This window comes from Acinetobacter sp. CIP A162, assembly GCF_000367905.1.
Taxonomy (GTDB): domain Bacteria; phylum Pseudomonadota; class Gammaproteobacteria; order Pseudomonadales; family Moraxellaceae; genus Acinetobacter; species Acinetobacter lwoffii.
In genome coordinates this window covers 387,835-402,282 of the sequence record NZ_KB849159.1, presented here as the reverse complement: position 1 = coordinate 402,282, position 14,448 = coordinate 387,835, and the positions used below count along the sequence as shown (strand labels likewise).

Here is a 14,448-nt window from a genome sequence, read left to right as displayed (position 1 = left end):
CATTCATTAATTCGGCACTTTAATCACATCACCAATACGCAATTGTGTATTTGGTTTGAGATCATTCATTTCCGCCAGTTCATTGCTGTTCAGACCATAACGTGAAGCCAGACCGATTAAGGTATCACCGCGTTTGACTTTATAATCCGTCACCAGTTTTGGAATCTGGATCGTTTGACTGACACGCAATCCTGCGCGTGGACTCAGATTATTTAACTGAGCCAGGTCGGTCACGCTTATGCCTAAACGGCTGGCAATTACATTCAGGGATTCACCGGATTTTACCGTATAGGATTCAGTTGCCTTAGAAGCTACAGGCTTAGCTGCCACTTTCACGCCTTCAACTTTTTTATCTGCCGGAAAGTCACCCTCAATTTTTAAACGCTGACCAATACGCACTGTGCTATTGGTATTCAGGCCGTTCAAATCTGCCAGATATTGCAGTTGTAAATGATACTGACGCGCAATAGAGCTCAAGGTTTCGCCTGATTTCACCACATGCGAATCCGATTTTGTATTTTTTGCCGCAGTTTCCACAACCACTTCAGATACCGGCTCTGTCACGTCACCACTCAGTTTCAGGCGTTGTCCCACACGCAAACCGGCATTACGTGACATGCCATTCAGGCTCGCCACCTGGTCCATTGACAGATTGTATCTTGCGGCAATGCCAGTCAACGTATCACCCGATTGAACCGTATAGGTTTCAGGGATCTGACTGCCGGCTGGAATCTTGATGGTCTGACCTATACGTAAACCACTATTGGCAGACAACCCATTCAATGCAGCCAGTTCAGAAACACTCAGCTTGCTTTGACTGGCAATGCTATACAGGGTTTCACCGCGTTTGACCTGATAGTTTTCAGTCGCAGTCTGATCGACTTTGACATTTTCAAACTTCTGCTCAGTTTTCTGGCTAGATGCCGTTAGCCCTTCAACTTCCTGAAGTGGTACATTGATTTTCTGTCCCACCATCAGACTGCTACCGGCAGTCAGACCTGAAGTCAAGGATGCCAGTTCAGCATTTGAAAGCCCATAACGATCGGCAATCAGTTTCAGATACTCACCACGTTTCACTGTATAGGATTTGGTCTGAACCTTGACAGTTTCAGCTTTTTTCGTGTCTTCAACTTTGGCTTTGGACTGCCCTGTATCTTTCAATGACAGCTTTTGCCCAACAAACAGACCGCTATTACTATTCAGTCCATTAAAATCAGCCAGTTGTTTCACGCTAAAACCAAACTGGGTCGCTACGCTAGTCAAAGAGTCATTGGCCTGAACGACATAAGTTTCCGGCTTTTCTTTGGCTTTGCTGGCTTCCTGTACAGGTTTGGCATCATACAGATAAATGGTGGTGCCCACATACAGTGGAGAATTTGGATCAATCTGGTTCCATTTCGCCACATCACGCCAGTTCACCCCATTTTTAGCCGCAATCATTGCCAGATTATCACCTGGTAACACCTTATAGGTACTGCGTTTTCCTTTTGGAGCAACCACTACCACTTCAGAATCCGTCTTGACGTAATTTTTGCCCTGATTTAGCTTGGCTTCAACCGAGTTCGCAGTGGTATTGTCAGCAACTTCTTTCGGATAAGAAAAGCCTTTGGTGAGCTCTTTGCCTTGCTGCTCAGCAACAGACAGGCTGGTTTGAATGGCAGTCAGCTTGATTTTACCGTCATAAGGATCAACAATTTCTGTGCCAGCCGGCGCCAATGCTTTCAGCTCTTCAACCACTTGGGCCTGTTCTGCCGGTGTTGCAACAGGCTGCAGAATTTCATCTACAGTTTTCTGAATATCCTGTGCGATGACCGCCTGCTGAACTTGCTGACGCTCAGCTGCCGAAATCGGTGGTTCGACCTGAATCTGTTTCGCTGGCGCTGCAGGTGTTACAGCTACCGGAATACGCGGCGCACTTGGAATTGGCAAATCACTTTGTGCCGCAAAACTGGCCAAGGCAGATGAGCCTTTAGGCGTCGAAATCTTTTTCGTAGTCTGGGTCACAGTATTTGCCGTTGTCGCGGTACTTACCGCTGCTGTGACGACAGGTGGCGTACTTGCAGCTTTAGCCGGAGTCGTTGTTTTAGCAACGGTCGTTGCAGGCTGATTACTAACAACCGCTGGCGGAGTCTGTTTAGAAGGTGTAATCGTTTTGGTATTTAATTCTGGCGGTGCAGCTCTGGTGGGCACCACTGTCGTCGTATTTCGCGGCAAGCTGTTCGTGTTACTCGCCCATAAACCACCTGAACCGGATAATTTTTTCAGCTTCTCATCCACTGAAGGACTTAAGTCAGCAGGAATCAGAATACGGCGCGGACTTGCAGGATCAATATGATCACCACGATGACCCGGGTTTAATTGATACAGTTCTGCACGGCTCAAACCGGTAATCGCTGCAATTTCATTTAAACTGGCAACACCGACCGGTACTTCACGAAAATGCGGACGGTTGGCAATCGGTGGCAAACTCACCCCATAACTGCCCGGATTTTTAATAATTTGTGCAACCGCCAGGAAACGTGGCACGTAACTCATGGTTTCTTGTGGTAGTTTCAATGACCAATAATCGGTAGGCAGACCTGCAGCTTTGTTACGGTTAATCGCCTGCTGAATACGGCCTGGGCCGGCATTATAAGAAGCGAGCGCCAATTCCCAAGAACCAAACTGGTTATACAGACTGCCTAAAAATTCATAGGCTGCACGGGTCGATTCCACTACATCACGACGACCATCGTATAAAGAAGTCTGCTTTAGACCATAAATGCGGCCGGTACTTGGAATAAACTGCCATAAACCTGCTGCCGCCGCACTACTGGTCGCTGCCGGGTCATAAGAACTTTCAATAATCGGTAACAGTGCCAACTCGGTCGGCATGCCACGGCGTTCTGCTTCTTTTACTGTGTAATATAAATAACGTGATGCACGCGCACTTAAGCGATCCAGATAAGGCTGACGTGAAATAAACCAGCCACGCTGCGCATCAATCCGCGGATTCCAGACACTTAAGTCCATCTTGAAACCCACGGTCATGCGTTTCCAGACATCACCATGTTTCAGAATCTGTAAACGGTCGCCTTCGACTGCACGCATATCCGTTGCAGAGAGTAAATCTTCGAGTCCATCCAGACTGCTGGCATCCAGATATTGTGATCCAACCTGCTTGCTTGATGCTGTTTGGGTCGCACTTTGTGTAGATGAACAGCCCGTCAGTCCTAGGGAAGCAAGTGCAGTTCCCAGTACAGAATATTTTAAAAATGTAGGTAATGTCGGCTGCCACAAAATTGCGGTTGGTTTATACATAAAAAAATCCAAACAACTCGTATATAAATTTATTTTTTAGATATGCCATTGTAGTGAAGCATGTCGAAGACTCAAGCCAATAATTTACCGCGATTTCACGTTAAATGTTACAAGAAATTAAAAAATCCCGGACATATAGATTGATCGACTGCATTTGCGCTATACAATAAGCCTTCCAGCTTGTTCTATTTTGATCGGATTTAATCTATGTCACACACTATCACACTTTATGTTGATGGCGCCTGTCGCGGCAACCCGGGTTTAGGCGGTTGGGGTGCGTACATTGTTAACGGCCAACAAGAACACAAAATCTGTGGCGGTGAAGATCATACCACCAATAACCGTATGGAACTGACGGCTGCGATTGAAGGCATTTTATTTTGTGACAAGCAAGACAAACTGGTGATCTATACCGATTCCAAGTACGTCAAACAAGGCATTACCGAATGGATTCATGGCTGGAAAAAGAAAAACTGGAAAGACGTCAAAAATCCGGATCTGTGGCAAAAACTCGATGAAGTCTGTCAAGGACGCGATATTGAATGGCACTGGGTCAAAGGTCATGCTGGACATCCGGGCAATGAAATGGCCGATCAGCTGGCCAATCTGGGTGCTGATGAAACCCTGAAAAAATCCAAGCAAAGCCTTTCAATGTCTGAAGATAAAAAAAAATCTGAACCCGACTGGTTGCTAGATGATCCTTTCGGTCTGGATCTGGCTGAGAGTGAAGAAGAGCTGGAAGACCTGCCGGAAGAAATCATCGAAGTGACTGTTGAAGAAATTGTACAGACTGAAGTTTTAGCAACGGACAGCAATGAAGATGCTTCATCTTCAGACGCATCTGCCTCGACTGAGATACATCCGCAAATTGTCATTACACCGGCCAAGTTACAGCTGCATGGCCCACGACAGCTGATTCTGGATACTGAAACCACCGGTTTTTATTATCAGGATGGTGACCGGATTATTGAAGTCGGCGCGCTGGAAATGATTAACCGCAAACTGACCGGCAGCTCGATTCATATCTATATCAATCCGAAAACACCGGTCGGCGATTCCGTGAATGTCCACGGGATCACCGACGAATTCCTGCAAGACAAACCGCTGTTTGAAGAAATTTCTCAGGTACTGTTTGACTATTTACACGGCGCGGAAATTATTGCGCATAACGCGACCTTCGATATGAACTTCCTGGATATGGAATTCAAACGCGCAGGTTTTAAGGCGCTCTCCGAAGTCTGTGACGTCACCGATACTCTGGCACTGGCCAAGTCCAAGCATCCAGGGCAGAAAAACTCGCTGGATGCCTTAGTGCGCCGTTACGAGATTCCACAACGCGACCGTACCTTCCACGGTGCCTTGCTCGATGCGGAAATCCTGTCCGATGTTTATCTGGCGATGACCGGTGGACAGGTGTCTTTTGATATCGATGCCCTGTCCCAGTCTGAAGACCAGAACAGCCGTTCAGAGATGGCCAGAGTTGAAATTGAATTACCGGTGATTCTCCCGTCAGAACAGGAATTACAGGAACATGAGAATTGGGTCAAACAATTCGAAGAAAAACATGGAACTGCTTGCCTTTTCGCGAAATAAAATCTACATTTCCGGGGATACTTTAGGTTTAAAACTATCGTTCTTCAGTTATAGTAAATACAAAGAGGCCCCGTAGTTTAAAGCGGGGCTCATATATAGATAATACTCCAGGAAAGGTGCAGATCATGTCTTACCAAACCTCTATACATTTTGATCCAACAGCTTTACTGATAATAAAAAATGAGGTTGATAACTCGATCAAGTTAGTCGAATCAGCAGTAAGCACCTTGGTAGAAGACCAGACTTTACCTTTTGGTATTGATGATGCATTAAATCAGTTCGAACAATGCGCCCAGGTTCTGGCACTCATCGACATGTCCAGTCTGGCAAAAGTCGCTCAATATTCAGCAGAATTAATGCGCAAGATTATGGGGAATCCGGCGCAGGTCAATACTCAAGAAGTGATCGCCTTGAGTGAAGGCACCACTATGCTGAAACGCTATATCGAATTTATCTGTTTGCGTGAAGTAAAAATTCCACAGTTTTTGCTGGATACCCTGAACCGCTTGGAACTGGCTTTGGGTAAACCACTGACGACTGAAGGCCAGCATGTAGAATCGCTATTAGATTGCGTCACTCCTGATTTTGCGCTGCCACAGGCACCAAGTCTGGAAAAATCCCAATATGTACACCGTCTGTATAAGCTGTCACTCAACAAGCTGATCAATCAGGAAGAAAGTGAACTGGATTTGCAAGCCATCAAACTGGTGGGGGCTTATCTGGCCGGACTTGCAGAACAACATGACAGCAAGCAGTACTGGAATCTGGTATATGTCGCGTTAAACAATATTGAGCACCTGCTGATTAATGAGCCACGTCTACGCACCTTGGTGAGCATTGAGCGCAACATGGCACAGTATTTTAGCTCGGCAGACAGCTTCAAGGCTTCGCTGGCTGATCTGGCCAATGTGCTCAGCCTATGTATCAGTCAGGAAGATGAAACTGCGCAATCTATCCGTAGCCAGCTCAATGTGGGCGATGACCTGCTGACCGATATGCAATTACAGGTCTTCAGTCGCCATCTGTATGGCCCAGACTTTGAAACCATGCATACCATCAGCGAATTGGTGACCACGGAAATGGCGCAAATTCGTAATGACATCGAGTTCAACTATCAGAACATGACGCCTGAAAAGACTCAGGAACTGCAGGCACAACTGAATAATCTGGCGAATATCTTCAAGGTATTGAACCTGAATGAAGCCTATCATGACCTGACCCGTCAGGCCGCTTCACTGAGCCAGCCGGAGATGATGCAGGATGCCAGCTTTGCCCAGCAGTTGATGAATGTCATTCTGTCTGCCATGAACTCGATTGGCGTACTGGAACGTCATCACACTTCGAGCCGCTTGCAGCTGCGCGTCAACAACATGAATATTTCTCTGGACCGTCTGGATGAAGCACACGCTGCTTTACTCACAGAAACCAAGGCCCTGATCGAGCTTTCTAGCCAGATTCTCAGCAATTACCTGCAAGATCATGACTTGACTGCCCTCGAACCTGTTCCTGTACAGTTTTGCGAGATTGGCGGCGCGATGCTGTTCCTGAATGCAGAACATGTTCGTACTGCGTTCACCACCACTGCAGAATTCATCAAGAACCGTATTGATCTGTCGATTGCATTAAGTCCGGAAGAAATTCATCGTGCTTTAGACACCCTGGCCAGTGCCGACATGATGATTGATAACTTAAAGAACAAACAGCCTGTATTACAGGCGATGTTTCAGGTAGCATTGGACAGTAGTGAGAAACTCAAAATAGTTGCCTAATGTCCAAATTATCACTTGCTTATATTTTTCAACAACAGCAACTGCTGGTCGATCAACACTTTCAACTTCCACGGGTTGAAGCCTTAGCAAGTGATTTGCTACTCCACACGGGTGATCAGGTGATTGCCCGTGATCTTCTTCCCGATGAGCCGATTCCTGCAGGCTTGCAACTGGTTCCCATCCGTCAGCTGTTACAGTTCTGGAATACCCAGCAATTCGAACAGGCCAGCCGCGCAGTACAACTTTTAGAATGGCGTCGTAACCATAAGTTCTGTAGTCATTGCGGTACAGCGACTGAAGCGCATGCTGTTGAATATGCCATGGTCTGCCCATCCTGCAACTACCGGCAATATCCACGGGTACAGCCTTGCGTTATTACCGTCATTACCCGAGGCAAAGACGAGATTTTACTGGCCAAAAACGCGCGCAATACCAAAAGTCAGATGTATGGCCTGATTGCCGGTTTCGTTGAAGTGGGTGAAACCCTAGAAGATGCAGTACGTCGTGAAACGCTGGAAGAAGTCGGTCTGCATCTCAAAAATATCCAGTATCTGGCCAGCCAGCCCTGGCCTTTCCCAAGTAACCTGATGATTGCCTTCAAGGCAGAATATGCTGGTGGTGAGCTACAGCTGCAGGAAGAAGAAATTAGCGATGCGCAATTCTTTAAATTCGATCAGCTGCCTGAAATTCCGTTTAAAGGCAGTATTGCCCATGCCATGATCATGCATGTGACTCAAGGTACAGTAGTCGCAGATGATACCAAGACCTGGCTATAAATCTGCATTCGAAAGATTTAGCTCAACGGCTTAAAAAAGAATCCAGTGGATGTTCTCCCCTGGATTCTTTTTTATCTATTGCTTAGTTAAACCAAATATCAGTCTCAGGATTTAAATGCATCCTCGAGCGCCCAAAGCACCTGTGCCTTGGTCTGGAAAAACTGGCTAAACAAACTGGAGAGTGAACCCACAATCGTAATATGACCAAGTTTCGGAATTTGAATCAGATGGCTATGATTGCCCTTCTCTTTCAGTACACGGTCCAAATCCTGGCTATTGAAATGCCCAACAATCTTGTCTTTTTCGGCAATAAACAGATAATGCCGGATTGAGCTATTTTTAACAAAATAATAAGGCATCACCTGCTGATAAGGCACCGCCTGATCAAATGCATCGGCACAGATCGGATCATTTTTGTAATCAAAATGATAAGGCCCCGCCAGACCAATAATCGCCCGGATTTGATTGTGATCAATGCTGGCAGATTGCGGATGATACAAGGCAGACATCACATTGAATGCCCCGGCAGAGTGTCCCATCAAGACCAGATTTTCAGCACAGATCTGCAACTGTCCAGCTGACTGCTGCAAATGATTCAGTAACAAATGCAGATCATGAATATAGGTCGGAAAAATATGTTGTGGCGCCAGATGATAATTCATCACCACCACATCATAACCTTCTTTAGCAAAGGACTCGCCAATAAACTGATAATCCTTTTTATCGCCATGCAACCAAGCACCGCCATGCACAAACACAATCAGGGGACGATGTGGCAAAGGCTGCTGACTCCGAAACAGGTCAAAGCGTTGCCGGGATTTCAAGCCATAGGCCAATTGGGTTTCGACTGTGTAACCTTGTTTCGGAGTTAAACGATTTAAAGCATAACTACCAAAATCGTATAACCGGAAATCTTGATAGTGCTGTTGAAACTGCAAAATACGCTGTGAGAGTTGGGTTTTAAACTGGCCGACCTTATGGTTCATAGGTCGGTTCAACCGTATCAGGATCAATCGCCACTGGCGTCTGTTCAATACCCGGCTGCGCATATGCCGGTGCGGCAAAGTTTTGATTAGCCAGACTTGAATATTGCTCCACATTATCAATTAGGGTCACAATTTTAGTGACATTACCCACCTGTTGTAACACCTGATTCAGGTCAGCAATCTCGGCACCATTTAAACGACCCATCACATACAGTACGCCATCTTCAGTATGCACATGCACTTTACTATCCGCTACCACAGTCGCTTTCATGATCAAGCCACGGGTATTTGCAGTCACCGCAGTATCCTGCATGATGGTGCTATAGCTGATCTGATTGCCGACAGTAATAAAATTATGTACCGCTTTGACATCACTCATGGATTTGACATTATCTTCAGCCAGTTGCTTTAAATGGGCATCCGGCACCTGACCGGTCAACAAGACATTGCCATGGAAACTTTCAATATTGACCCGGGCCTGCTTAAAGCGCGAATCCAATTTATAAAGATTAATTTTTGCAGTACGGACAATTGAGGAATCAATAAATACCTGCCCCAAGGTACGCGCCCCACTTTCAGTTCCGACAGGAGCCGTACCTGTGCCGCTGGAAATAAAACTTGCACAACCTGATAAACTTGCGACACACAGCATTGTTATTGCAATACGCTTAACCACTCAGCAAGACTCCTTCATTTTATTACGTCTTTTTCAATCTAATAATCTGTTTTCAAGCTCAGATCATGTCAATTCTGCTTGAACTTTACAATGATCTTGAAGCAAATATAAGCATCTTTAGACCTTATTTTGTTCAAAGGTTAATAAACTCTTGATCAAAAGTAAAAGCATTTTCAATCCATTCCAGATCATAAGGGTATTGCGAAAAGTCATGCTGTATGGTTTTTGCAAATTGCTGTTTAAAATCAAAACAAATCACGTCAAAACGATAGTAATAGTGTGCAAATTGTGGATTTTTCTGAATAAAGCACATCGCAGTCTTGAGCATCTTTCCCTGTTTTGCTCTGGAAATCGACTCGATCGCTTGCGCATATCGGGTTTGCGCACGTGCTTTGACTTCCACAAAGACCAGTTCCTGATCACACACCAGAATCAGATCCAGCTCGCCATAGCGACTGTGATAATTGGCTGCCAGGAACTGAAATCCATGGTTTTGCATCAATTGGGCCGCTTGCTGCTCCGCCCATGCACCTAATTGCTGTCGCAGCATTGCTCTTTCGCTCATAGTAGCTTGACGCCTGTGCCACTGTACTGGAAACATTCTGGACTACGCTGAATGCTGTGTTCACTGATCTGTATCCGGCCAGTTCTACCCTGAAATTCAATATTCTGTGAACGCGGTTGTGACAGGTACTGCTGGGTGATCTGCCAGGCATCGCCACCGAAGGCAATCAGCCACTGATAGGACATATCCACCGGCTCTTTGACATAAGCCTGTAGAACATCCGGCCAGTCAGCCAGATAAAGTACCGGAACATCACAGAACTTGATCCCTTGTGGCAGCTTGTGCTGCTCGCTGATCGCATTGGCTACGGTATACATCCGTTTACGGCTTAATTCCGGTATAGTAGCCAGGCCTTCTGCATTGCCGAGGAATAACAGCCCCTGCTTCGGCATTAAAAAAATGGGTGCCTTGTTCACGATCTTAAATTTCAGATCACTCTGACTGAACAATGACATCAGCAACAGTTCATGCTCAGCTTCACTGCCCGGCTGGCGTAAAATCAGCAGCTGTTGAATTCCATCTTTGTGCAATAAGGTTTTTAAGGCAGCAGCATCTTCTTTTTTGGACAGGCTGAATTGCCAGACTTGGGGTAATGACCCTGCTACATCATTCAGGCTGAGGGTACGTACTTTAGGTTTGCTCTTGAGTAGTTGTTCCACATCGCTACGTGCCAATGGACCCACCACCATTTTGGTCTTTTTATTGACATGCTGTTTCAGTAGCTGGGAGATATTTTTCTGATTGGAATTGACCCATTTTAATGGAACTTTCTGCCCGGAAGTAGCATAAGCACTGAGAAAACCCTGTTTGATACTCGATGCAGCTCGCGCCAAAGGCCCGGATTCGGGTAGAATGATCAGCACTTCTGCTTGTACGCTGCTGATGTAGCTGACTAAACACAAGCCCAATATTTTATTTTTAATCTTCCATTTTTTATTATTCAATTTATTCCACATGGAGAAACCTATGAGTGCTCAGTTATTTGTTGTTGCGACTCCAATCGGGCACTTAGATGATATGAGTTATCGTGCAATTCAGGTGTTGAAGTCGGTGAGTCTTATTGCTGCTGAGGATACACGAACTTCCGCACAGTTGCTTAAACACTTTAATATTCAAACACCTCTGACTGCCTGTCATGAGCATAATGAAAGCAACAAGATTGATCAGCTGATCCAGCGCCTGCTCAATGGCGAAGATATGGCCCTGATCAGTGATGCTGGCACTCCCCTGATTAGCGACCCTGGCTTTAAATTTGTCCGGGCTGCTCAAGCGCATAATATCCGCGTGATTCCCGTTCCTGGTGCTTGTGCTGCGATTGCAGCTTTAAGTGCAGTCGGCTTGCCGAGTGACCGTTTCAGTTTTGAAGGTTTTCTGCCATCCAGACAAAGTCAGCGTCTGCTAAATCTGGAAAAACTGAAAGATGAAACCCAGACTTTAATTTTCTATGAAGCACCGCACCGGATTCTGGAGTCCGTTAAGGATATGGCCAGCGTTTTCGGAGCAGATCGCCCGGTCGGTTTTGCGCGAGAAATCACCAAGACTTTTGAAACTATCAAGAAAATGACCTTGGGTGAATTGGTGGAATTCATTAGCAATGATCACAATCAGCAAAAAGGCGAAATTGTTCTGGTGATTGGCGGTGCCACCGAAGAAAAAGATCTGGATCAAGAAAAGCTGGATAAATTATTGAAACGTTTGTTACAGGACCTTTCGGTCAAAGCAGCATCACAGTTGGCAGCAGATTTAACGGGTATTAAAAAGAAAATCGCTTATCAACGTGCTTTAGAACTGACTTCGGCAAACGATTAATTGCTCTAGATATTTCTATCTCGTTTTGATTTGTAAAAAAAACACCACAATTGATGTGGTGTTTTTTATAAGAGACAAGTTAATCAATAACTTATTCTTTGGCTACTGATTCATCTGCCGGAACTTCAACAATACGACCACCACTGGCAAGGAAAGCCGCAATCTCGTCTTCCAGTGCTTGACGCTTTTTCAGCTTTGCAGTGACGGTCAAAGTTTCAGCTTCTACAAGATCGGTATCACTGACGACCTCTGTGCTATCGACCGCGCCTTTTTCAGCTGCTTTTGCTTCATCATCGTCAACGATTGAATCTTCAACGTCGTCATCATAATCATTCATGTCTGTCATTTGCATCTCCCCAAAAATGGCGCTTGCTTGGTATTCCAAGCCAGGTATCGAATTAAGTGAAATTTAGCAATCTCTTTGGGCTTCGCCTAGTACTAAACATCAAAAAATCGTATCTTTTTTAAACAAAATCGTTACTCTTTATTGATGTTTGTTTAAAAAATTTACATTTCTGTCTTAAGCTGCGTAGCGTGTGTCTTTAAGTAAACTCAGACCGTTGGCCTGCGCCATAAATGCATCTTTCAACATGGGCTGATTTTCTACCTGTTTCAGGCCGAAATTGCGTGCCCAAACCATCGGGAAGAATAAAGTGGTTTCCATCCAGCCAATCGCAGACATGCTGTGCATCATGGCATCGTTCTGACTTTTACGGCGATGCTCATAGCGTTTTAGGGTTTGTTCATGTGCCCATACGCCACGCGCCTGATCATGCAGTAAAACATCACAAAGTATCGCAGCATCCAGACAGCCAATATTCACCCCTTGACCTGCCAGCGGATGAATCACATGTGCGGCATCTCCAATCAGGGCTAAACCATCTTGAACATATTGTTGGGCAGCGCGGGCTTTTAAGGGGAAAGTGGCACGTAGTGTCGCCTCTAAGACTTCACCCAGCATATGCTGGCTTTCACGGGTCAATAGCTGGGTAAATTCAGCATCGGGGAGCGCTGCATATTCTTCAGCATAATCCTCTGGCAAAGTCCAAACAATCGATTGCCAATGTCCCTGCTCTTCCGGACTAAGGCTGGCCATGGGTAAAAAAGCCAGAGGGCCGGTTTCGAGAAAAATCTGACGTGCCATATGCTGATGAGGTTGTGCAGTTTTAATGGCACAACTGATGCCCGCCTGTTTATAGTCCAGTACATCAATATCGATGAAAGCTTGCTCACGAACAAAGGAATTGGCACCGTCGGCGCCGATCACCAGCTTGGTTTTAAGCTGAGTACCATCGGCCAGATGAATAATCCACACACCGACGTCACGTTCAACGCGGCTGACTTTGACCTGTGTTCTATAATCTTGAACATCTTCAAGCATCTTTTGCTGAATGGCCAGATTCAGAATGCTTGGTTCCACCATCGAACCTAAAGCCTGTTCTAGCGAGGGTGTTTTTTCTGAAGGCTGGCCGAAATTGATTTCGCCATAGCCATTTTTATTCCAGACCTGCATGCCGGTATAAGGCTGCTGCCGTGCCAGGTTTTCCCAGACCCCCACCGTCTTTAACAAGTGAATGGTTGCCTGACTGAGAGCCAGGACACGCGGATTGGCCACCTTTAAGGTTTTATCTGCATCCAGAATTGGCGCTGCATCCAGAACTGTAGGCTGCATGCCACCTTGGGCTAACAAAAGCGCTGTAAGCCCACCCACCAATCCACCGCCAATAATGACGACGTCTAATATTTCGTTAGTTTGATTTAAGCTCATGCTTTTAACCCCATGGCATAATTTGCAACCAGTGGCTTGATGCCTGGAATCGTATCAAAAGCGATTAAACCCGTATTACGAATCAGCTTTAAAAATGGATTCTGGTTACTAAAGCCACGCACCACTGAATCACAGAATTTGATCACTCGTTGCTGGTCACTGAGACGAGATTTTTCATAGTCTTGTAATATTGCAGCATCGCCCAAGTCTGCGCCTTGTGCTTGCTGTTCCTTGAGGTAACGCACCAATACATGCGCATCACGCATACACAGGTTAAAACCCTGACCAGCCACCGGATGAATCGTATGTGCTGCATTGCCCATCAACACGACACGGCCAACAGCCTGTTTTTCAGCTAACACTTGAGATAAGGGAAAACTGAACCGTTTTCCGGTTTTCTGGAACTTTCCGGCACGATCGCCATACGTTTCCTGCAAGGCATCGAGGAAATGCTGGTCATTTTCATCTCCCAGCCATTCTCCTTCAGTACCTTTTTTCACTGGCCAGACCACGGAACGGCGATATTCGCCCGGCAATGGCAACAGTGCCAAAGGCCCTAAATGACTGAAACGCTCAAAGCCCACATGACCATGTGGCTTAGACGTTTGTACTGTGGTCACAATTGCAACCTGATCATAATCATGTTCTGACGCACCAATACCCAAGGCTTTACGGCAGAAAGAATCCCGTCCATCGGCGGCAATAACCAGTTTGGACTGTAATTTTAGTGATGATTCACCACGCTGAGCTTCGATATAAGCAAAGTCTGTATCTTGGATAAGGGAGGTCACTTGAACACCATCAATCAATTCAATTAATGGCTCTTTTTTGACTTGGGTCAGCAGTACACGACCGAGCCAGGCATTTTCAATGACCTGACCAAAGCTTTCGACTTTTTCCTGCTCGGCTTTCAGTCGGGCCTTACCAAAGCTGCCTTGTTCGGTAATATTCACTTCCAGAATTGGGGTAGCATGTTCTTGCAAGGCATTCCAAAGTCCAAGTTCCTGATAAATCTGCACGCTACGGCGTGACAAGGCACTGTTACGTGCATCAAAACTGGAATGATAGGGCGCAAGATTTTCATCATCATAATCTGGATATTTGATGGCTTCCAACAGTTTGACTGCAATATTGGTTTTCGCCAACATTAATGCGAGGCTTAAGCCGACCATACCACCACCGACAATGATGACTTCTTGTTGCATG

Annotated in this window: 12 protein-coding genes; 4 read left to right on the top strand and 8 right to left on the bottom strand. The window is 45.8% G+C overall.

Translation table 11 applies throughout. The features are described from left to right. Positions 1-6 precede the first annotated feature (6 nt). Positions 7-3,300, bottom strand: coding sequence for a LysM peptidoglycan-binding domain-containing protein (locus F995_RS08165; protein WP_004646367.1), 3,294 nt, complete (start codon positions 3,298-3,300; stop codon positions 7-9). Positions 3,301-3,507: 207 nt separating this feature from the next. On the opposite strand from F995_RS08165, the gene dnaQ reads away from it, so the two are divergent. The 3 genes from dnaQ to nudC all read left to right on the top strand — a co-directional run bounded on the left by dnaQ (position 3,508) and on the right by nudC (position 7,438). Continuing rightward, complete coding sequence (gene dnaQ / locus F995_RS08160; RefSeq protein WP_004646366.1) at positions 3,508-4,893, top strand: DNA polymerase III subunit epsilon; 1,386 nt, start codon at positions 3,508-3,510, stop codon at positions 4,891-4,893. A 125-nt stretch (positions 4,894-5,018) separates the two neighbouring features. Further along, positions 5,019-6,662, top strand: a complete 1,644-nt coding sequence (locus F995_RS08155) for a hypothetical protein (RefSeq protein ID WP_004646365.1) — start codon at positions 5,019-5,021, stop codon at positions 6,660-6,662. After that, positions 6,662-7,438: an NAD(+) diphosphatase gene (gene nudC / locus F995_RS08150; RefSeq protein WP_004646364.1), complete on the top strand. Its 777-nt coding sequence runs from the start codon at positions 6,662-6,664 to the stop codon at positions 7,436-7,438. The genes F995_RS08155 and nudC overlap by 1 nt, the downstream gene beginning before the upstream one ends. Before the next feature lie 104 nt (positions 7,439-7,542). On the opposite strand, the gene F995_RS08145 is transcribed toward nudC, so the two are convergent. The 4 genes from F995_RS08145 to F995_RS08130 form a co-directional block, all read right to left on the bottom strand. Further along, complete coding sequence (locus F995_RS08145; RefSeq protein ID WP_004646363.1) at positions 7,543-8,424, bottom strand: alpha/beta hydrolase; 882 nt, start codon at positions 8,422-8,424, stop codon at positions 7,543-7,545. Then, positions 8,414-9,100 (bottom strand): BON domain-containing protein, encoded by a 687-nt coding sequence (locus tag F995_RS08140; protein WP_004279522.1) that lies wholly within the window; start codon positions 9,098-9,100, stop codon positions 8,414-8,416. The genes F995_RS08145 and F995_RS08140 overlap by 11 nt, the downstream gene beginning before the upstream one ends. A gap of 133 nt (positions 9,101-9,233) precedes the next feature. Continuing rightward, a complete protein-coding gene (locus F995_RS08135; protein ID WP_004646362.1) occupies positions 9,234-9,650 on the bottom strand; it encodes a YraN family protein in 417 nt (138 codons plus the stop codon). An 11-nt stretch (positions 9,651-9,661) separates the two neighbouring features. After that, positions 9,662-10,621 (bottom strand): penicillin-binding protein activator, encoded by a 960-nt coding sequence (locus F995_RS08130; RefSeq protein WP_004646361.1) that lies wholly within the window; start codon positions 10,619-10,621, stop codon positions 9,662-9,664. A 10-nt stretch (positions 10,622-10,631) separates the two neighbouring features. Here F995_RS08130 and rsmI point away from each other — a divergent pair, with 10 nt between their 5' ends. Continuing rightward, positions 10,632-11,474, top strand: a complete 843-nt coding sequence (gene rsmI, locus F995_RS08125; protein WP_004646360.1) for a 16S rRNA (cytidine(1402)-2'-O)-methyltransferase — start codon at positions 10,632-10,634, stop codon at positions 11,472-11,474. 91 nt (positions 11,475-11,565) lie between these two features. Here the strand turns inward: rsmI and F995_RS08120 are convergent, their stop codons facing one another. The 3 genes from F995_RS08120 to ubiH form a co-directional block, all read right to left on the bottom strand. Continuing rightward, the gene (locus F995_RS08120; protein ID WP_004646359.1) at positions 11,566-11,820 is read right to left on the bottom strand and encodes a hypothetical protein; all 255 of its coding nucleotides are present in this window, start codon (positions 11,818-11,820) and stop codon (positions 11,566-11,568) included. A gap of 174 nt (positions 11,821-11,994) precedes the next feature. Continuing rightward, complete coding sequence (locus tag F995_RS08115) at positions 11,995-13,242, bottom strand: FAD-dependent monooxygenase (protein ID WP_004646358.1); 1,248 nt, start codon at positions 13,240-13,242, stop codon at positions 11,995-11,997. After that, positions 13,239-14,447 (bottom strand): 2-octaprenyl-6-methoxyphenyl hydroxylase, encoded by a 1,209-nt coding sequence (gene ubiH, locus F995_RS08110; protein ID WP_004646356.1) that lies wholly within the window; start codon positions 14,445-14,447, stop codon positions 13,239-13,241. The genes F995_RS08115 and ubiH overlap by 4 nt, the downstream gene beginning before the upstream one ends. Position 14,448 lies beyond the last annotated feature (1 nt).